Below are 20,420 nucleotides of genomic sequence, written 5' to 3'. Positions count from 1 at the left end.
AGAAAATCTGGCGATTTTCGTTGATTTGGCTCAGACAATTAACTCATCAAGTTATTACTTTTTCATTCCTTATAATTTACTTAAAGGTTCTGGACTTGTTTCTATATATAATAGAACTTAGAGATATAGCAGTCGCCAGACCTATTAGGACAAAGAGTGATGCAGCAAAGCTAGACGGTGAAGTCTTTTCCTCCGGTGTTCCCTCCCCCTAGCCCCCCGTGCACGGGGGTTGGGGCTGTTCCGGTGTTCCCTGCTATATAATTTATTTATCGGTAATTCTCAAAACCTATGACTCAAACTTTACCCAAACTCGTAAGCTTTGAAGAATTTGTGGAGTGGCTACCAGAAAATTCGGCGGTACGCTACGAACTGCATAATGGAGATATTGTTGAGATGGCACAACCAGTAGGCGAACACGAGGAAGTTATCAGTTTTCTTAGCATCGAAATTCCTGTTGAGATTAAACGTCTGGGATTACCCTACGGTATCCCCCGTCAAGTGATAGTTAGACCTCCTGAAAAAGATTGTGGTTATTTCCCTGATATTTTGGTACTCGATCGCGCAAATCTGGCGAACGAAACATTATGGCAAAAACAATCTACCCTCAGTTTAGGTGCATCTATCCCTTTGTTAATTGAGGTTGTATCAACTAATTGGCGAGATGATTACCATTCAAAATATGCCGATTATGAGGAAATGGGTATCCCAGAATATTGGATTGTCGATTATGCTGCTTTGGGGGGACGCAATTTGATTGGAAATCCCAAACAACCGACAATTTCTATCTGTAACTTGGTTGACGGTGAATATCAAATCGTCAAGTTTCGAGAGAATGATCGCATTGTGTCGCAAACTTTTCCAGATTTGAACCTCACAGCAAACCAAATTTTTCAAGCGGGTGTAGTTTAGTTTGTTCTAATACCACTTTTAAATTGAAGATTTCTGAACTAATCTAAATTATGGATAATACAAGCAGTTGTTAAAATAGAAGCCCCCACTTATATAATATTTTGCGAGAAAATCATTATGCCAGATGCGATGATGTACGATGAGGATACCTTTCTGGTGTTAGAAACCCATGAACCAGAACAGTTTATGAATGTTACGGAACTCCTCGAAAAACTCAAGTCCGTTTTATCTGAACATCAAGACAATCTACCCCAGGATTTACAACGCTTTAATACTCTTGAAACCCAAGCTCAATATCTCTTAAATACAGGTTGCGATCTCAACCTAAGTCCGGGTCAATATTTACAATGGTATGCTGTTAGACTGGAGAAGTAGGGTGAACTGTTACGGATTTATCAGCTATTATTTTTAGCCGTTTAAATCCGTAGCAACTCAATTATTTGTGTCTAATGAATTCGTAAATGGCTAAATAATCAGTTCCAGGTTGGTTCCAAGAATAGTCATAATTCATGCCTTGAATTCTCAATTTTTCAAATTCATCAGGATAGTAATTATACAAGCCAATAGCTCGATCCATTGCGGATTCTAACCCTTGAAAATCGGTTTGATTGAAGACATAACCGTTGCGTTTTTCTGGTTCATGATATTCATCATAATCCCGATCAAAAACGGTATTAACTAAACCACCAACCCCTCGAACAACCGGAACCGCACCATATTTTAACCCGATCATTTGAGTTAACCCGCAGGGTTCATAATTACTCGGAACCACAATAATATCCGCCGCTGCATAAATTAAATGGGATAATTCCTCATTAAAACCTAGTTCTAAATGACAATCGGGGTTATTATTTAAAAAGTTCTTTTCATGCCAAAACCAAGAATTAATACTGGGTTCCGTTGCCGATCCTAATAACACAAACTGGGCTTGTCGATGCAGGGCATAATAAATAGCATGATGAACTAAATGTACGCCTTTTTGATCATCTAAACGACCAATATAACAAACAAGAGGTTTATCATCATGACTTAACCACAATTTTTCCCGCAGAGCTTTTTTATTCTTTTCCTTTCCTGCTAAATCTTCCGGGCTATATTGATAGGGAATAAACGAGTCAATTTCAGGATTCCAAACCGCATAATCAATCCCATTTAATATTCCACCAAATTTATGTTGATGCAGTTCTAAAGTATGTCCTAAACCATAACCAAATTCTCCATAATGGGCTTCCCAAGCATGGTTAGGAGATACGGTTGTAACAAAGTTAGAGTAGACAATTCCCCCCTTCATCGAATTTAATCCAAATGGGTTAAAATTATCGCGTAAACGGTCATATTCAAAATAGTAAGATTCTCGGTTTAATCCCGTTGCCCAAAGGATATTTGTCCCCGCGATTCCTTGATGCTTGAAATTATGGATAGTATAACAAACCCGGATATTTTCCATTCCGTGATATTTGTACATTTCATACAACATCACAGGAGCTAAACCCGTTTGCCAATCATGACAATGGAGAATATCGGGACGTTTATTTGTTATGAGTAAAAACTCTAAGGCAGCTTTGCTGAAAAAAGCAAATCTCAAATGGTCATCGAGGCAACCATAATAACAACCTCGGTTGAAGAAATTATCCTCGGAGTGAGGTTCAATAAAAAAGCATAGGCTTCCATGAACCCAACCACAAAAGACAGTGCAGTGTATTGCGCCATCAAACCAGGGAACAGATAAATCTTGATAGGCTTCATGAAGTCCCCAAATTTGGTCATACCTCATGCAGTCGTACTTGGGCAAAATAATTTCAATGGTATGACCCCGTAGTTCTAATTCCCTACTGAGTCCGTACACAACATCGCCTAAGCCTCCCGCTTTGATGACTGGGGCGCATTCAGAGGCAATTTGTACGATGTACATCCTGTTTCCTCACTCCAAACCGTGATGTTTTGTCTTCCCCATAGTAATCATGTTGGTTGCAATAGTAAAGTCCTTCAGGGGTGATTTTTTTTGCGGGTTGAATCAATTTTGATCAGAATTGGCGGATTTAGTTGGGGGATTGATTCAGTTTAATTTCCTATTTTTGATCGTTAAATTATAGTTTTAGCATGGTTTTATGGGTTGGCAAAGGTATTTTGGAGGAGACATAATAATAGGATTTAGGCAAAAGTTTTAAGAGTTTAATAGACTAAAATTCTTATAATAACAATATTTTTACTGTCGAAAATAGGAGTTGTTTGTAAATCCAGTTTTAATTCTCTCAAACACTAAATCCATAAGTCTCTCAACCAGTTTAATTGCTCTTTCTAAATCTTCTCGGTTTACAACGATAGAGTTTTGTCCATGAGCAACACTGTTTCTGATTTTCAGAAGAAACTTATCGAGTTCATCCGGTAAAGAGTATCCGGGTTCAGGATATTCGGGTATGGTTTCAAGATTAAAGTCCGTCAATATTCTATTTAATACATTAAAACCAACATTACTTTCTGTATTCACCTTGGCACTAATTTCTAAGGTATTACATTGATAAAAATGTCCTAATTTTTCAAAAAATTTTACCTTCTTTCTTAACTTATCCTTTTCTGGATATTGTTTAAATTGCGGAAATTCCGATTCAATATGATAGATAAGAATGGTATGAAAAATATTATTAATGTTAAGATTTAATTTATTTAACTCTCTAATATATATTTGAAAAGAAGTTTGAATAAAACCCTCCCAAATAGAATAAACTATCGGTATTGAATAGTTAAGAAAAAGCTGCTTGTCTTCTGGTGAAAAATCGTATCGTGGACAGAGTAATTTGATCCGAGACATTAATTCCCTTCTTTCTTCTATGTCTGACAGGATTTCTTGTTCTAAAAAAGTAGGATCAGTTGCCATTATTTTCAGATATTGCTAAATATTCGTTGAGCTTCTCGTAACCGATTAATAATTCTAGTTTTCTGATTATTCCCCCCTTTTCTTGAGAATTTTATTAAAACTTCATCAGTACGAACTTCCTTGTCAATTTTATTCAAAATAATTTCCAGTGGTTGAGATTGGTAATGATCATAATTCTCTCCCACGCCAATAGTAATGACATCATAAAGAGCCGTTGCAAATTGTCCATTGGGTTGGCGAAAAATTCCTTTTCCTAATGGCTTCAGCAAAGCAAAAACTTGTGCAAAAATCTGTTTATACTCGTCATAATCAAAATTTTCATTGTCTAACGCAGATTTCATAAAAGCAGTTATATGTTGCGAAATACTGGTTTTGACATTATTGAGGTTTCGGTAAAGAGAAATAAATCTCAACGCTAATTCTTCATCATATAACTGCTCATATTGCTCATAGCTCAAATCGATCAATGTGCGGAAATCCTGATTAGTGGCAATCTCTTTGAGAAAATCATTGAACTTGCTTGATATATCTCTGTAAATGCAATTCCGAATCTCCTGTGGGGTTAAAGAGGAACCACCTGTATTCAACCTATTGAACAGTTCAAATCTCATATCATAGTTACTATTACTATTCCATCTCAGAATTTCAACTCGACAAGTAGCTCTTTTTATGTTAAGTCGAAACTGATTAGGTATGGTTTTATAAGTGAATCCTTCTAATGAATGAACTCTTTCACCTTCGGATAAAACCCAATTGTTTTTTCACTTTGAATCCCGTTATCTTCGATTCTCAAAATCCCAAAGAAAGAAAGTACAGTAGAGACTCTTTGAAGTCCATCAACTAACTCCCATACCCCATCCCCATCCTCAGCTACAAATATAGGAGGAATGGGAATGCCTAAAAGTATAGACTCAATGAATCGAGTTTTCTGTTCTTGATCCCAACGAAAATATCTTTGAAACGCAGGTTTAATCACAATTTCCTTGCGTTCATACATACTCATTAATTCACCAAAAGACACATCGAGTCTATCAGTATTCAATAAGTTTCTCTGTTCTTCTATTTCTATTTTGAGTCTTTCAATACCCATTTTTCATCCTGTTGTAAAATTTTTTGTAGGTGAACGTTATTGTCAGTTATATGATAATTTTTTTGATTTTTAAAACTTACTATAACCCACATTACACCATATTTTGTGTAGTGTCAAGTTTTATTATAGAAAATTATCAATATTGACAACAAGACTTTAGCCCAACCGTCTCAGAGTGCGATCGCCCATTTTAACCCTATAATCAGTTTAATCATAAAATTTATCATTAGTATGGGAGAACCCTATTGATCATAATAGATTCAATTGAATCAAGGCTATTTTCGTAATTCGTAATTCCCAATTCCTCCCTAATTTATGGATTAGCAAAGGTATTAATTTCCCCCCCGCCAATATAACGACCTGGAGCCCGGTTAGGAACGGAAAAATTAGGTTGAGTTTGACCGATTTGACCCTGTTGTATATTGGGATTCATATTACTGGGGGTCATGTAGTTATTTGGTTGAACAGGTTGAACGGTGCTGTTAATACCCGTGTTAGGTGTGACCGAATAGGAGGGAACGGTATTATTTAACGGTAAGGAATTAAAGTTGGAATACCCGGAATTTGGTACAGTTCCAGGCGTAACCGTTGGCACGGTAGGAACCACCGGAGGTAGGGTAACGTTAGTTTGATAGGGATTCTGAGGCAGGGGAACCGTACCGACAGCCGGATTAGGATTGTATCTGGGAACACTCCAACTGGGTTGATTAACCTGTCCTGTAACGGTTGGGGTTCCAGTAAAAGGTGTAACACCAACTGCTGTTCCTGGGCTGGGATTTAAGGCGGAATTAGAATTAGTGAGATTATTGGGAGGGTTACTGGCGGAATTTGTGTCGGTGATTAATGAGTTTAACGAGGCATCAGTTGTATTAGAGGATGCAGCAGCCGGATTTGTGTTTTCTGTTTCCTGGGTTTGCAGATAGTTCTGCATGGCTTGTTGTAGGGAGGTTTTTGCCGTTTCGGGATTTGTGGTTTCTGTTGTAGGGGAACCTAAACCCTTTAGACCCAAGTTAGAATTAGTAGTAGTAGGAGAATTTTCAGAAACCGGATTTGGCAGATTGGAGGTTTTTGGGGAATTTTCCCCTACCGGAGGTTGATTTGTTGAATTAGATGGGGGAAATAAACTATCCAATAAAGGATTAGACCGAGGACTTGGTTCAAGTTTTTTATCTGTATTTTGAGTTTGTTTAAGTAAATCTTTATTAACCTCACTATTAAAATTTAAAGGTGAAATAAAGGAATTATTATTCCCTAATGCCTCTAATAAAACCTTAGAGTTATCAATATCCGCAGCAATCGATTGTTGTTCCGGGGTGAGTTGACTCGCGGAGTTGCCAGGATTTAGGGTGGATTCTCCTTCTAAACTAAACCATTCGGGGTTTTCGGAAAATTGCCAAAAGAAAATCCCCACCACGGCCAGAACGCTGACGGAACCCCAAATACGAGGTTGTAGGAGAAACCGCAATTCCTCCCCTACGGCACGAATAGATTCAGGAATTCGGTGTGACATAACTGAAAAACAGCCGATTGCTGGGTTGAAAGGAATAGGGGCAGATAGTCAGGTAATTCAGAAAAGAAATGCTTGGTTTTGTACCCCAACCGTTAATGAACAAAACCCCCTATTATTATTATAGCCTGTAAATTCAATGTCAAAATCCATCTTGTGAGGCTATCCCAGTGGAAAAAAATATAGAAATTTTAGCGAATCGAGAGGAACTCATTGATCGAGCTTTAGAAATCCTTCTGGCTAAAATCACAGAAGCAATTGAAACTCGGAATCAATTTACGATCGCTTTAGCCGGAGGGAGTACCCCCAAACCCCTATATGAAGCCCTAGCCAAACAACCTTTACCTTGGGACAAAATTCATGTATTTTGGGGAGATGAACGCTATGTGGAACCGGATCACCCCGATAGTAACCAAAAAATGGCAGCGCAGGCTTGGCTGGATCGGGTAAATTTCCCCGCCACTAATATTCATCCGATGCCAACTTTAGCCAATAATCCCATTGCCGATGCAGAACAATACAATAGGGAGTTAGTACAATTCTTTGCGCTCAATGCCGGAGAGTTCCCCGCTTTTGATGTGGTTTTATTAGGGATGGGAGATGATGCTCACACCGCATCTTTATTTCCCCATACCGATGCCTTAACCGTTGAGGATCGCTTAATTACCGTTGGCAATAAGGATGGCCAGCCCCGAATTACCTTTACAGTTCCTTTGATTAATCATGCCCGTTGTGTCCTGTTTCTGGTCACCGGGTCGAATAAACAAGAACCGTTAGCCCAGGTGTTCGCCACCGAGGGGGATGCCATCACCTATCCCAGCCGCCTAATTCAACCCGTGGGAGAACTTTGGTGGTTATTGGATCAAGAAGCGGGAGCCAAACTCGCTGAAAATTTGCCAAATTAAGCATCTGAAACCCTAATTCTACTCAAGTTTGCTTATCCAAATTAATAATATGGTTGTTTGTCCGAATTGTAGTCATCAAAACCCAGAAGGCGCGACCCAATGTGAAGCCTGTTATACGCCTTTACCCACCACTACCAGTTGTCCCCATTGTGGGGCAACGATACAAACGGATGCGTCTTTCTGTGGTCAGTGTGGGTCAAATTTACAACCCGCTACGGTCAGTAATGAGGGGGAAATCCAAGCGGTAATTCCGACGGTGGTTTCGCCTCCGAATGAACCCACACCGGAAGTGGCGGTGAGTTCGGGGTTGAATTTGGAGAAATCTCCCCTTCCTGTAGCGATGGCAACGACTCCCCCAGAAGTTCCGGTGGTGATTCCTGAACCGCCTCCGATCCCGACGAATCTGGGTTCCCAAAGTTCTGCTACCCAGTTACAGCAACAGACAGCTAAGTTAATTCATGTCCAAACCAATACGGATCTGGAATTACCTCAAAATGTGTCGGTGATTCATTTGGGAAAACCGAATGATTTAGTCCCCCCCGATGTGGATGTTTCGGGATTCCCGAATTCGGAAATTGTGTCTCGTAGCCATGCGGATATTCGCCTTGAAGGAGATGCGTATTATATTGAAGATGTGGGCAGTTCCAATGGCACTTATATTAATAACACGGCTCTGCCCAAGGGTAATCGTCATCGGTTAAAACCAGGCGATCGGATTTCTTTAGGAAAAGGGGATTTGGTTTCGTTTATTTTTCAACTTTCCAAGGGTTAGGAGGGCTGAGAAAAAAGCGGGTTTTCCTGTTTTCAAATCGGGTGAAGCATGGGATTAGATCATTAATAGCTGATTGAAGGGAATTAGGAAATCTAACCCCTATTAAACCCCAAAATTGAGGAAATTTTTGATTCTATTCCCTATTCCCTAAATACCAAGAATTCAAAATTTCCGATTAAAAATAGGTTCATGACATAGCTGTTGATTGTTGGATTGTCCCAATGTGATTAGACTAACGTTATTACATCCTCTCCAATCGATTCCTGTCCGCAGTTGGGTATTTGACAAGGACAATATGATTCGGATTGGGCGATCGCTCAAGAATGATGTTGTCCTCTATAGTGCGGTCGTTTCCCGTCATCATGTCGAGATTTGTCGTGTTGGAAAAAATTGGCTGGTCGTAAATCTAGGAACCAATGGAACCTATATCAATGGACAGGCGGTTAAACAAATTCTTTTAGTAGATGGACAGGTGATTCACTTGGCAATCTCTGGCCCTAGAATACTCTTAAATATTTTACCCGATCCGACGGAAATGGTATTAACTGGAGGAATCGACCTCAATCGACCGGAACAGCAGAAGGAAGTAGAAACCCTATATTCTGGGGAAGTTAGGTCTTATGAATCTACTGCTGAACCTCTATTTTCCCATCCCAACGATGAGATAACCAAGGTTGATAAGTATAAACACTTGAAACTTCCTACCAATCATTCGGTTTAATCGGATACCACAATAACCGAGTCAGTGCTATTCCATTCAACGCCGCGACAATTATCCAAACTAGGACTAACCCTAAAACGTCTCCGAGAAAGAAGCTTGTCCCCTGACGCATCATCCCTCCAAATATCCAACCGATGGGTAAGGCTACTCCCCAAGAGATGACACTGGCTACTATCCACCGCCAGGCGTGAAATACTTCGGTGCGTAAGACCAACCATTGTCCTAGGCTTAAACATAGTCCTAATTTCACTCCTTCTATCAACCCGTAGACAATTCTAGGGGTAAGATTTAAGGTGCGCGGAGCCACCCAACCCAAGAGTCCGAGGGGAGTTAAGGCGATGATACTGAATATGAAAACATGAACAAAAATCCATCGCCAACTTTGGGAAATATATTGTTTTAAAATAAACCATTGGGCTAGACTGATAATTAATCCGCCAATGGCTCCTTCTAAGGCTCCTAAATCCGGTTTTTCTCCAATTTCTATCCAAATTAAACTAACTACAAATCCAACCAAAGTTACAAACATCCACTGTAGAATAAATCCTAAATCTGTTTGTAAATCTAAATTATCACATACCCATTTCATAATAATTGAAAGCGATCGCCTTTAAAATAATTTAATAACGGATCATATTGTTGATATAATACCAAATTAGAAATTAATTGAGCCGTAATCGGAGCTAATAGAATCCCATTGCGATAATGACCCGTTGCTAAAGTTAAGTTTTGCCAAGAACTAGGCCCTAATATTGGGCATAAATCTGGGGTTTCCGGTCGAAATCCCCACCAAAATTCCTGAATTTCAAACTCTTTTAATCCTGGGTATAATCGAATAGCTCCTGAGAGTAAATTTTCAATTCCATTCGGGGTTAAACCGGAGGTAAAACCCACCTGTTCGGATGTGGCTCCAATCACAATTAAACCATCTCGACGCGGTACAATATAAATATCTGAACCGAATAAAACCTGTTTTAAAGGTAATGGTTTAATATTATCTGGAACCCGCACCGATAACATTTGTCCCTTTCGGGGATATACGGGAATTGATAATAATTTTCCCGACCAAGCACCCGCCGTTAAAATATAATGATCTGCTCTAAATTTACCTTGATTTGTCTGAACTTCTGTGATAATTTGATTAGGAGAAATAACTAATTTTTCTACCGTAACTCCCTCAACTATTTTAACCCCTAATTCCTGAGCCACCCTTTGCAATATTTTGATTAACCCCCGACGATTATCAACTTGACCATCCTGGGGAAACCACCAACCCCCGACAATATCATCCCCTAACCCGGGTTGTTGTTGTAAAATGGCTTCGGGCTCTAACCAATAGCTGGGGGTGTCTGGAGTAGCCTCTAAACTGGTACAGTGGGGACGTTCATAAACCGGAGCTAAGATCCCACAGGGCCAATATCCCGTATCTAACCCGGTGATTTCCTCCAGTTTGCGCGTCCAGTCATTGTAAAGGGCGCGACTGCGTAAACACAATTCTAGCATAGGGCCAGGGGGAATTTGTTCGGATTGGGGTGCTAACATTCCCGCTCCGACTAAACCCGCCGATTCTTGGACGTCCCGACTCAAAACCGTTACCGTGGCTCCTTTGCATTTTAACTCGACGGCGAGGGATAAGCCAATTAAACCGCCACCGATTAGAATAATTTCACTATGTTGTTGCATAAAATTTAAAAGTTCATCTTAGGAATTGAATCTGTTTTCTATTTTAAACTTTTAGGGTTTGTTTTTCTATAGGTTAACAATGATTAAACGATTTTTTACTAATACTGTCTCCGCCCTGTGTTATTCTTTAATTGATTATCGGTTTAAATCCTCTCCAATTCCCCAGCATTTTCCTAATAATTCTGTGGTTAATTTTGTCATAGAACAACAGAATAGAATGCCAGATTATCTGCGATTTCCCTTGTTTATATTAACATTAATTTTTGATATTTGGGGGCTGCTGCGTACAGGTTTATTCTTTCATGCTCAATCACCATCTGTGCGTCAACAGCAAATTCAATCCTGGAAAAGTTCCCCTTTGCAAATTTGTCGAGATTTGATCAGGTTTTATGAAAGTTTAGTGGTATTATATTGGCAATCTGATCATATAAAATTCTCGAATTATATCTAATAATTATCATGTCTGAATTTAACCTGATTTCCCCATCTGAATCTCCTTTAAAAGTTGAAATTGCCGTGATTGGTTCTGGCCCAGGAGGAGCGATTACCGCCTGTTTATTGGCTGAAGCTGGACGGGATGTTTTATTAATTGAAGAAGGAGCCTATTTATCCTTAGAATCCTGTCAGCCATTTTCCGTTGAAGAAATGGTGCAAAAATATCGTAATGGCGGTATAACAGCAGCCTTTGGTCAACCTAAAATTCAATATGTGGAAGGTAAATGTGTGGGGGGAGGAAGTGAAATCAATAGCGGATTATATCATCGGATACCCCCTAATATTTTAGCACAATGGAGTCAAGAATTTCAAGTAAAATCTTTAACAGAAGCCGATTTAATTCCACATTTTGAAGCCTGCGAACAAGCGGTTAATGTCTGTTATTTACCCGGAAAAGCTCCCACTGCTTCCTTGAAATTACACGAAGGCGCAACCCGTTTAAATTGGCAATCTTTAGAAGTTCCTCGCTGGTTTCGTTATCAAGAATTAGATGAAACCGCAATTCCTAAAGGAACTCGACAATCCATGACGGAAACCTTTATTCCCAGAGCTTTAAAAGCTGGATGTAAACTATTAGCAAATACTAGAATTAAAAAAATTAATCAAAGCGATAAAAACTGGGTTTTAACAGGTTATTCTCAAGCGAATAATTCTGATCAACAACCGATCAAAATTCAAGCCGAAACAGTATTTGTTTGTTGTGGCGCAATTCAAACTCCAGCGTTATTAAGAAGAAGTGGAATTAAAAATAATATTGGTAATTCTTTAAGAATGCACCCAACTGTTAAAATAATTGCTCAATTTAATCAAGATATTAACACCTTAGATATGGGAGTTCCCGTCCATCAAGTTAAAGAATTTTCCCCTAAATTTAGTTTTGGTTGTTCAATTAGTTCTCCCCCCTATTTATCCGTGGGAATGACTGACCATCCTAATTATACTCAAGAAGTGCAAAAAAATTGGCATAAAATGGCAATTTATTATGCTATGATTACAGGGGAAGGTTATGGTACAGTGAGAAATATTCCCTTTTGTCGTGATCCTTTAGTTAGTTATAAATTAACATCTCAAGACTTAAAAGACTTATCAGAAGCATTAAAAAAATTAGCCCAATTATTATTTGAAGTAGATGCTAAAATTCTCTATCCTAGTATTTCCAATAGTTTCCCCTTGACCGATACCAAAGATTTAGTTAAAATCCCAGAACAACTTCCTGTAAAACAAACTAATTTAATGACAGTTCATGTTTTTTCCTCTTGTCCAATGGGAGAAAATTTACAAAAATGTGCGGTTAATTCCTTTGGTAAAGTTCATGGATTCAATAATTTATATATTGCTGATGCTAGTTTACTTTGTACCGCCCCTGGAGTCAATCCTCAAGGTACAATTATGGCGATCGCGCGTCGAAATGCGTTAAAATTCCTAAATCCCTAAGTTGTTGCGCTTAAGCGCATCTTATCAACATAAGATGGTGCTAAAGCACAACAACTATGATGGTGCTAAAGCACAACAACTATGATGGTGCTAAAGCACAACAACAAATAAAATTATGATAGAATTCAACACAAATTTAGTTTTAATAACTGGTGCATTAGGTTGGTTAGGAATTAATTTAGTCGAATCTTTAGTCAAAGGATTAGCAGATTTTGAACCCCTAAGTCAACCTCAAAATAATTTAAAAATTCGCTGTTTAATTTTACCAGATCAAAACCCAAAAGTATTAAATAAAATATCAGATCAGATTGAAGTTTATCAAGGAGATTTAAGAAATCCCCAAGATTGCGATCGCTTTTGTGAAAATGCTGAAAATGCTATTTTATTTCATACCGCAGGAATTATTCATCCTCAAAAAATAGCAGAATTTTATAAAATCAATGTCGAAGGAACAAAAAATCTATTAAATTCCGCCATTTCTGCTAGAATAAAACGAGCTATTATTGTATCTTCAAATTCTCCCTGTGGTTGTAATCCCCATCCCGATCATTTATTTGATGAAACCTCTCCCTATCATCCCTATATGAACTATGGCCGCTCAAAAATGTTAATGGAATTAGCCGTAAATAACTATCAGCAACAGGGAAAAATTGAAACCGTTATTATCCGTCCTCCTTGGTTTTATGGCCCCCATCAACCCCAACGTCAAACCCTATTTTTTAAGATGATTAGAGATGGGAAAGGGCCAATTGTTGGAGATGGGAATAATTTACGATCTATGGCCTATGTGGATAATATTTGTCAAGGATTGATATTAGCAGCTATCACCGAAAAAGCTAACGGAGAAACCTATTGGATAGCTGATAAACAAGCCTACTCAATGAATGATGTTATTAATACAATAGAACATTTATTAGAAACAGAATTTCAGCAATCTTGCATCCATAAACGCTTAAAATTACCAGGGTTAGCCAGTGAAATTGCTTTAGTTGTTGATGGAACATTACAAACCCTAGGATTTTATCATCAGAAAATTCATGTCCTCTCAGAAATGAATAAAACCATTGCTTGCTCTATTGCGAAAGCTCAACGAGAATTAGGTTATAATCCGACAATTGCTTTAGAAGAAGGAATGCGAAGAAGTTTAAAATGGATCTTTGAGAATTATGGAGGATTAGATTAATTATGGTTAGCCATATTGTCGTGACAGAAGGATTGGTTTTTAGAGAAGACTTTGCCCAAAATTATTTTTTATCCAATTATTTTGAAGAAGTTTTAAAACTTGTTTTAAAACAGGTTTCAGAAAATGAAAAAGTGTATATTTCTCCAGGGAATTGTTTTGGTTGTCCAGAATCAGAAGAAGATTATGCGGCAAGATATCTCCTAAATCATCGTCCCGAACTCCAGATTTTTGTTCCTGAAAATGTTAAAGATCGTCCCTATTTGGATACTTTTGATAATGCTAGATTATTAAGAAAATGGTTAGAAAAACAGGAACAATGGCCCTTGGAAGAAGTAATTTTATATTGTAATAAACCCCATGCACTTAGGAGTAAGTTAATGTTTAAACTCTGTGGTTATAAGGTTCAACAGGTGATTACTTCTTATCCTGAACTGGCGAATCGAACAATGCCACTACGTCTTGTATTTTATCATTATTTACCTGCTCATTTACTTTACGAATGGGGAGCTTTGGTGTATAATGTAATCAGATTTTATCAATGGAAATAAAAAAATGCTCAAACAAATACTTTACGAATGGGGAGCTTTGGTGTATAATGTAATCAGATTTTATCAATGGAAATAAAAAAATGCTCAAACAAACTATGATTAAAAATCGGCACGGATTGGGAATTTTAATTTTATATATTATTCTTAGTCTTATTATTTACTCGACGATTATCAATTCTTTTTTTCTGGCTGATGATTTTACCTGGGTTTATCAAATTAAAACCAGAGGAATATTTGGGGTCTGGACAACTGCGCCCGATGTTTTTTTTAGACCGATAATTTCCATACTTTTATTTTTAGATTATCAAATTTGGGGACTAAATCCTGTCGGCTATCATCTCACTAATATTATTTTTCATGGAATCAGTTGCTTTTTTGTGTATTTGATTTCCTCTCAGCTATTAATCCATAGTCATTTATCTAAAAAACTGAGTCAATCCATTTCTATGATTGCAGGTTTTTTGTTTTTAGTTTTACCCAGTCATGTAGAAGCAGTTACTTGGATTTCGGGTCGTTCTGATGTAGTAGCAACTTGTTTTTTTCTAGCGGCTTTTAGTAGTTATTTACATTACAAAAATAACTCTAATAAGTTATGGATATTCAGTTCTTATATCTTATTTGCATTCGCTTTATTGTCCAAAGAATCAGTAATTATCTATCCCGGCTTAATTTTAGGCTATGAAATTTATAGATTTTTCCAAGACAAACAACCCCTTAATCAGCTTTATAAGGTGATTTATTTACCAATACTAATGGCTTCTATTTTTCCGATTTATTTAGGAATCAGATATTTAGGATTAAAACAGTTATTAGGTGGATATGGATCTCAAACTCATCTCAATTTTTCCTTCCCTATTATACTCAGAGGACTTGCTAGTAGTCTCAGAATCATTATTCCACCTTTACCTCAATCTAGCGAAGTACAATGGCAATGGTTTTTTCTGATATTCATCAGTTTAGTTATGATTTTTGTAGCCCAATATTTTCGGTTAGGAGGGATCTACCGAGACCAAGCCAAGTTATTATTATTTCTAATCTATGCCTTTTTACTTTCACTTTTTCCAGTGATTAACATTAGAATTACAGTTTGGGATACATCAGGTGAAAGACTTCTTTATTTACCTTCTGTTTTCTTAGTAATTCTACTGGTGTTTATCATCAGTTTTATGATTAAAAAGAAAAATATTTTGATTTTTTTAGCTGTGATTTTTTCAATATTTTTTATGAAAGATCTATATCTTACTAATAAAAACTGGCAAATGGCAGGTCAAATTTCTCGCGATATTATTGAAAGTATTGATAATCAGATTGGAAACAACAATAACAATAGAATTTTTATTATTAATCTTCCCGACAATTTGAAAGGAGCTTACATTTATAGAAACGGTCTTTATCACGCAATTCAGCTATTCTCTGCTCATAAAGATACTATAAAAAAATTGAATGTTGCATCATTTCAAAATCTGCTTAGTCCTCAAAATCAAATTAAAGTTACTGAACTTAAACCCTATAATTATCAAGTTCAGTTGTTAGATCAAGGAATTTATTTTATGAATGTCTCTGTACCATTAGAACAAACTTTTAAAAATAAAAATTTTACCATTGAAAATTTCGATTTTAAAACGAATCAATCTTATCAAATTAAAGCAAATCCGATTTATCAAATCTTCTATTATTCTCAGGGTCAGCTTGTGCCTGTTCCTCACCGCTAGTTGAGCATCACCTTTACGAATGGGTAGCTTTGGTGTATAATGTAATCAGATTTTATCAATGGAAATAAAAAAATGCTCAAACAAACTATGATTAAAAATCGGCACGGATTGGGAATTTTAATTTTATATATTATTCTTAGTCTTATTATTTACTCTACGATTATCAATTCTTTTTTTCTGGCTGATGATTTTACCTGGGTTTATCAAATTAAAACCAGAGGAATATTTGGGGTCTGGACAACTGCGCCCGATGTTTTTTTTAGACCAATAATTTCCATACTTTTATTTTTAGATTATCAAATTTGGGGACTAAATCCTGTAGGCTATCATCTCACTAACATTATTTTTCATGGAATCAGTTGCTTTTTTGTGTATTTGATTTCCTCTCAGCTATTAATCCATAGTCATTTATCTAAAAAACTGAGTCAATCCATTTCTATGATTGCAGGTTTTTTGTTTTTAGTTTTACCCAGTCATGTAGAAGCAGTTACTTGGATTTCGGGTCGTTCTGATGTAGTAGCAACTTGTTTTTTTCTAGCGGCTTTTAGTAGTTATTTACATTACAAAAATAACTCTAATAAGTTATGGATATTCAGTTCTTATATCTTATTTGCATTCGCTTTATTGTCCAAAGAATCAGTAATTATCTATCCCGGCTTAATTTTAGGCTATGAAATTTATAGATTTTTCCAAGACAAACAACCCCTTAATCAGCTTTATAAGGTGATTTATTTACCAATACTAATGGCTTCTATTTTTCCTATTTATTTAGGAATGAGATATTTAGGATTAAAACAGTTATTAGGTGGATATGGATCTCAAATTCATCTCAATTTTTCCTTCCATATTATACTCAGAGGACTTGCTAGTAGTCTCAGAATCATTATTCCACCTTTACCTCAATCTAGCGAAGTACAATGGCAATGGTTTTTTCTGATATTCATCAGTTTAGTTATGATTTTTGTGGCCCAATATTTTCGGTTAGGAGGGATCTACCGAGACCAAGCCAAGTTATTATTATTTCTAATCTATGCCTTTTTACTTTCACTTTTTCCAGTGATTAACATTAGAATTACAGTTTGGGATACATCAGGTGAAAGACTTCTTTATTTACCTTCTGTTTTCTTAGTAATTCTACTGGTGTTTATCATCAGTTTTATGATTAAAAAGAAAAATATTTTGATTTTTTTAGCTGTGATTTTTTCAATATTTTTTATGAAAGATCTATATCTTACTAATAAAAACTGGCAAATGGCAGGTCAAATTTCTCGCGATATCATTGAAAGTATTGATAATCAGATTGGAAACAACAATAACAATAGAATTTTTATTATTAATCTTCCCGACAATTTGAAAGAAGCTTACATTTATAGAAACGGTATTTATCCAGCAATTCTGCTATTCTCTGCTCATAAAGATACCATAAAAGAATTGAATGTTGCATCATTTCAAAATCTGCTTAGTCCTCAAAATCAAATTAAAGTTACTGAACTTGAACCCTATAATTATCAAGTTCAGTTGTTAGATCCAGGAATTTATTTTATGAATGTCTCTATACCATTAGAAGAAACTTTTAAAAATAAAAACTTTACCATTGAAAATTTCGATTTTAAAACTTATCAATCTTATCAAATTAAAATACTGAACGCAAATCCGATTGATCAAATCTTCTATTATTCTCAGGGTCAGCTTGTGCCTGTTCCTCACCGCTAGTTGAGCATCACCTTTACGAATGGGTAACTTTAGTTTATAATTTAATCAGGTGGAGAAAAACTGGGTTTCAAAACCCTAATCACCCCCTAACAAAGAAAAAGCAAAAAGCCATATTAGAAAGATAGAAGCCACAATTTAAAACTATGATCAAAAAAGGATATTTTCTAGGGATTTTAATTGTTTTTATTGTTCTGAGTGTTATTATTTACCATCCGATTATCAATTCTTTCTTTCTATCCGATGATTTTAGCTGGATTTATCGAATTAAAACTAAAGGAATGTTTTCAGTATGGACAACTGCACCCAATATTTTCTTTAGACCAATAATTTCCATACTTTTATTTTTAGATTATCAAATTTGGGGGCTAAATCCTGTAGGCTATCATCTCACTAACATTATTTTTCATGGATTCTGTTGCTTTTTTGTGTATTTGATTTCCTCTCAGCTATTAATCCATAGTCATTTATCTAAAAAACTGAGTCAATCCATTTCTCTGATTGCAGGTTTTTTGTTTTTAGTTTTACCCAGTCATGTAGAAGCAGTTACTTGGATTTCTGCTCGTTCTGATGTGGTAGCAACTTGTTTTTTTCTTGCTGCTTTCAGTAGTTATTTACATTACAAAAATAACTCTAATAAGTTCTGGATATTCAGTTCTTATGTATTATTTGCATTTGCTTTATTTTCAAAAGAATCAGTTATTATTTATCCGGGGTTAATTTTAGGCTATGAAATTTATAGATTTTTCCAAGACAAACAACCCCTTAATCAGATTTATAAGGTGATTTATTTACCAATACTAATGGCTTCTATTTTTCCTATTTATTTAGGAATGAGATATTTAGGATTAAAGAAGTTATTGGGTGGATATGGAGCTTCAACCCACCTTAATTTTTCTTTCCCGGTTATACTCAGGGGGCTTGCCAGTAGCCTTAGAATTATTATACCCCCGTTACCTCAATCTGGAGAAGTTCAATGGCAATGGTTTTTTCTCCTCTTCATCAGTTTAGTCACAATGTTTGTGATTCAATATTTTCGCTTAGGGGGGATTTACCGAGAGCAAGCCAAGTTACTATTATTCCTAATCTATGCTTTTTTAATCTCACTTTTTCCAGTAGTTAACATTAGTGCTTCACTTTGGGATACACAAGGTGAAAGACTTCTTTATTTACCCTCTGTTTTCCTCATGATTTTACTAATATTCATTATCAGTTTTATGATCAAAAGGAAAAATATTATTATTTTTTTAGCTGTAATTTTTTCAATGTTTTTTATGAGCAATATTTATATGGCTAATAAAAATTGGAAAATAGCAAGTCAAATTTCTTATCAGTTGATTACAAGCATTAATAATCAGAGGGGAAATGAACCGGGACTATTTATTATTAATGTTCCAGATAATTTTAAAGGAGCTTACATTTATAGAAACGGTCTTTATCACGCAATACAACTATTCTCTATTAATAGCATGAATAGAGAATTCTTTGACATTGCATCTTTTCAAAATCTACTTAGTCCTCAAAATCAACTCAAAGTTGCAGAAATTGAACCCTATACTTATCAAGTTCAATTAGTCGATGAAGGAATGTATTTTATGAATGTTAGTTTACCTTTGGAACAAAGTTTTAAACGTAAAAATTTCACCATCAGTAATTTCGATTTTAAAACTTATCAATCTTATCAAATTAAAATCAAAAACAAAATTCCTATAGACCAAATTTTTTATTATTCTCAAGGTCAGCTTATACCTGTTCCCTACGGCAAGTTAAGTTAAACCTTTATGAATGGGTAACTTTCGTGTATGATACAAGGAAACAAGTGGTGTCGAGGACAAACAGAAATTTATGAAGCACTTAATTACCGGAGGATCGGGATTTTTAGGAAATTTAATTGCACGGAGATTATATCAACGTGGGGAAGATGTTAAAATTTTAGATATTTGGGAAGATCCGACCCGTCCCCCAGAAATTGAATTTATTAATTGTGATATTTGCGATCGCAATAACGTAGAAAAAGCCATGAAGGATATTGATATTGTCCATCATAATGTAGCTTTAGTTCCCCTAACAAAATCCGGTAATCAATTCTGGGAAGTCAACGTAGAAGGCAGTAAAATCGCCGCCAAAGCAGCGATAAAAGCCGGAGTTAAAAGCTTTATTCACATGAGTTCTAGTGCCTTATTTGGTGATGCTGAATGTCCGATTACCAATGATACCCCCACAAAAGCTATCGAAATTTATGGAAGGGCAAAATTAGCCGGAGAATTAGCGGTTAGAGACATCTGTGAGCAAGGGGGTTTACCCTTAATTGTTATTCGTCCCCGGACGATTTTAGGAGAAGGAAGATTAGGGATTTTTCAGATATTATTTGAATGGATTCAAGAGGGAAAAAACGTTTATGTGATTGGTAGTGGTGACGTTCAATTTCAGTTTGTTCATGCTCATGATTTGATGGATGCCTATCTTTTAGCCCTCGATTTAGGTCAACCGGGAATCTATAATGTCGGGACGGATCGATTTGGCACTTTACGAGAAGGATTAGAACACTTAATCGAATATGCAGGAACAGATTCTCAGGTTAAAAGTTTACCCACGGGCTTAACCATTGGAACCTTACAACTGTTAGACTGGATGGGGTTAAGTCCCTTAGCTCCTTGGCATTATTTAACCTATCACAAAGAATTTTATTTTGATGTAGACCCTCTGCTAAAATTAGGCTGGAAACCCAAATATTCTAATGATGAAATGTTCCGAGAAAGTTATGATTGGTTCAAAAAGAACTATAATCAACTGCAAGCGGAAAAAGCCGGATCTGCCCATCGTCGCCCGGTGAAAGAAAAGTTACTTTGGGTATTAAAACAACTGTCCTAATTATA

20 protein-coding genes are annotated in these 20,420 nt (G+C 36.3%); 13 read left to right on the top strand and 7 right to left on the bottom strand.

Going from position 1 to position 20,420, the window contains the following annotated elements; genetic code table 11:
- Positions 1-288 precede the first annotated feature (288 nt).
- Both AC559H_RS20150 and AC559H_RS20145 read left to right on the top strand, forming a co-directional pair.
- Positions 289-909, top strand: coding sequence for a Uma2 family endonuclease (locus AC559H_RS20150; protein ID WP_026787822.1), 621 nt, complete (start codon positions 289-291; stop codon positions 907-909).
- 117 nt (positions 910-1,026) lie between these two features.
- Entirely contained in the window at positions 1,027-1,284 is a 258-nt protein-coding gene (locus tag AC559H_RS20145) for a CRR7 family NDH-1 assembly protein (protein WP_026795138.1), read from the top strand.
- Positions 1,285-1,345: 61 nt separating this feature from the next.
- On the opposite strand, the gene glgA is transcribed toward AC559H_RS20145, so the two are convergent.
- The 5 genes from glgA to AC559H_RS20120 all read right to left on the bottom strand — a co-directional run bounded on the left by glgA (position 1,346) and on the right by AC559H_RS20120 (position 6,384).
- Positions 1,346-2,821 carry a glycogen synthase GlgA gene (glgA, locus tag AC559H_RS20140; protein ID WP_026795139.1) on the bottom strand — a complete coding sequence of 492 codons (1,476 nt, stop codon included), beginning with the start codon at positions 2,819-2,821 and terminating at the stop codon, positions 1,346-1,348.
- 294 nt (positions 2,822-3,115) lie between these two features.
- Positions 3,116-3,784, bottom strand: a complete 669-nt coding sequence (locus AC559H_RS20135; RefSeq protein ID WP_026795140.1) for an MAE_28990/MAE_18760 family HEPN-like nuclease — start codon at positions 3,782-3,784, stop codon at positions 3,116-3,118.
- A 5-nt stretch (positions 3,785-3,789) separates the two neighbouring features.
- Positions 3,790-4,395 (bottom strand): hypothetical protein, encoded by a 606-nt coding sequence (locus tag AC559H_RS20130; protein ID WP_052349629.1) that lies wholly within the window; start codon positions 4,393-4,395, stop codon positions 3,790-3,792.
- A gap of 104 nt (positions 4,396-4,499) precedes the next feature.
- On the bottom strand, positions 4,500-4,874 hold the full coding sequence (locus AC559H_RS20125) for a DUF262 domain-containing protein (protein WP_052349627.1): 375 nt from the start codon (positions 4,872-4,874) through the stop codon (positions 4,500-4,502).
- Between the two features lie 313 nt (positions 4,875-5,187).
- Complete coding sequence (locus AC559H_RS20120) at positions 5,188-6,384, bottom strand: hypothetical protein (protein ID WP_026795142.1); 1,197 nt, start codon at positions 6,382-6,384, stop codon at positions 5,188-5,190.
- A 167-nt stretch (positions 6,385-6,551) separates the two neighbouring features.
- Between AC559H_RS20120 and pgl the strand changes: the two genes are divergently transcribed.
- The 3 genes from pgl to AC559H_RS20105 all read left to right on the top strand — a co-directional run bounded on the left by pgl (position 6,552) and on the right by AC559H_RS20105 (position 8,779).
- Positions 6,552-7,286, top strand: a complete 735-nt coding sequence (gene pgl, locus AC559H_RS20115; protein WP_026795143.1) for a 6-phosphogluconolactonase — start codon at positions 6,552-6,554, stop codon at positions 7,284-7,286.
- A gap of 49 nt (positions 7,287-7,335) precedes the next feature.
- Entirely contained in the window at positions 7,336-8,058 is a 723-nt protein-coding gene (locus AC559H_RS20110) for a double zinc ribbon and FHA domain-containing protein (protein ID WP_026795144.1), read from the top strand.
- A 223-nt stretch (positions 8,059-8,281) separates the two neighbouring features.
- The gene (locus AC559H_RS20105; protein WP_081692293.1) at positions 8,282-8,779 is read left to right on the top strand and encodes an FHA domain-containing protein; all 498 of its coding nucleotides are present in this window, start codon (positions 8,282-8,284) and stop codon (positions 8,777-8,779) included.
- On the opposite strand, the gene AC559H_RS20100 is transcribed toward AC559H_RS20105, so the two are convergent.
- The gene (locus tag AC559H_RS20100) at positions 8,760-9,368 is read right to left on the bottom strand and encodes a hypothetical protein (RefSeq protein ID WP_026787830.1); all 609 of its coding nucleotides are present in this window, start codon (positions 9,366-9,368) and stop codon (positions 8,760-8,762) included. The two genes, AC559H_RS20105 and AC559H_RS20100, sit on opposite strands and share 20 nt — an antisense overlap.
- Positions 9,365-10,462 carry a glycine oxidase ThiO gene (gene thiO / locus AC559H_RS20095; RefSeq protein WP_026795145.1) on the bottom strand — a complete coding sequence of 366 codons (1,098 nt, stop codon included), beginning with the start codon at positions 10,460-10,462 and terminating at the stop codon, positions 9,365-9,367. Before thiO ends, AC559H_RS20100 begins: the two co-directional genes overlap by 4 nt.
- Positions 10,463-10,541: 79 nt before the next feature.
- Here thiO and AC559H_RS20090 point away from each other — a divergent pair, with 79 nt between their 5' ends.
- The 8 genes from AC559H_RS20090 (at position 10,542) to AC559H_RS20055 (ending at position 20,415) form a co-directional block, all read left to right on the top strand.
- Positions 10,542-10,913, top strand: coding sequence for a hypothetical protein (locus AC559H_RS20090; RefSeq protein WP_026798578.1), 372 nt, complete (start codon positions 10,542-10,544; stop codon positions 10,911-10,913).
- Between the two features lie 8 nt (positions 10,914-10,921).
- Entirely contained in the window at positions 10,922-12,391 is a 1,470-nt protein-coding gene (locus AC559H_RS20085; protein WP_051319704.1) for a GMC family oxidoreductase, read from the top strand.
- Between the two features lie 115 nt (positions 12,392-12,506).
- On the top strand, positions 12,507-13,574 hold the full coding sequence (locus AC559H_RS20080; RefSeq protein WP_026795148.1) for an NAD-dependent epimerase/dehydratase family protein: 1,068 nt from the start codon (positions 12,507-12,509) through the stop codon (positions 13,572-13,574).
- A gap of 2 nt (positions 13,575-13,576) precedes the next feature.
- Positions 13,577-14,122 carry a YdcF family protein gene (locus tag AC559H_RS20075; protein WP_026795149.1) on the top strand — a complete coding sequence of 182 codons (546 nt, stop codon included), beginning with the start codon at positions 13,577-13,579 and terminating at the stop codon, positions 14,120-14,122.
- 80 nt (positions 14,123-14,202) lie between these two features.
- Positions 14,203-15,834, top strand: a complete 1,632-nt coding sequence (locus AC559H_RS20070; protein WP_148292250.1) for a hypothetical protein — start codon at positions 14,203-14,205, stop codon at positions 15,832-15,834.
- A 72-nt stretch (positions 15,835-15,906) separates the two neighbouring features.
- Positions 15,907-17,547, top strand: a complete 1,641-nt coding sequence (locus tag AC559H_RS20065) for a hypothetical protein (RefSeq protein ID WP_148292251.1) — start codon at positions 15,907-15,909, stop codon at positions 17,545-17,547.
- Positions 17,548-17,690: 143 nt separating this feature from the next.
- Positions 17,691-19,319 (top strand): hypothetical protein, encoded by a 1,629-nt coding sequence (locus AC559H_RS20060; RefSeq protein WP_026795152.1) that lies wholly within the window; start codon positions 17,691-17,693, stop codon positions 19,317-19,319.
- A 70-nt stretch (positions 19,320-19,389) separates the two neighbouring features.
- On the top strand, positions 19,390-20,415 hold the full coding sequence (locus AC559H_RS20055; RefSeq protein WP_026795153.1) for an NAD-dependent epimerase/dehydratase family protein: 1,026 nt from the start codon (positions 19,390-19,392) through the stop codon (positions 20,413-20,415).
- The last annotated feature ends 5 nt before the right edge of the window (positions 20,416-20,420 follow it).

The organism is Planktothrix prolifica NIVA-CYA 540 (assembly GCF_963864145.1).
Lineage (GTDB): Bacteria > Cyanobacteriota > Cyanobacteriia > Cyanobacteriales > Microcoleaceae > Planktothrix > Planktothrix agardhii.
The sequence above is the reverse complement of the archived record's forward strand: the minus strand, read 5'-3'. Positions and strand labels throughout refer to the sequence as shown.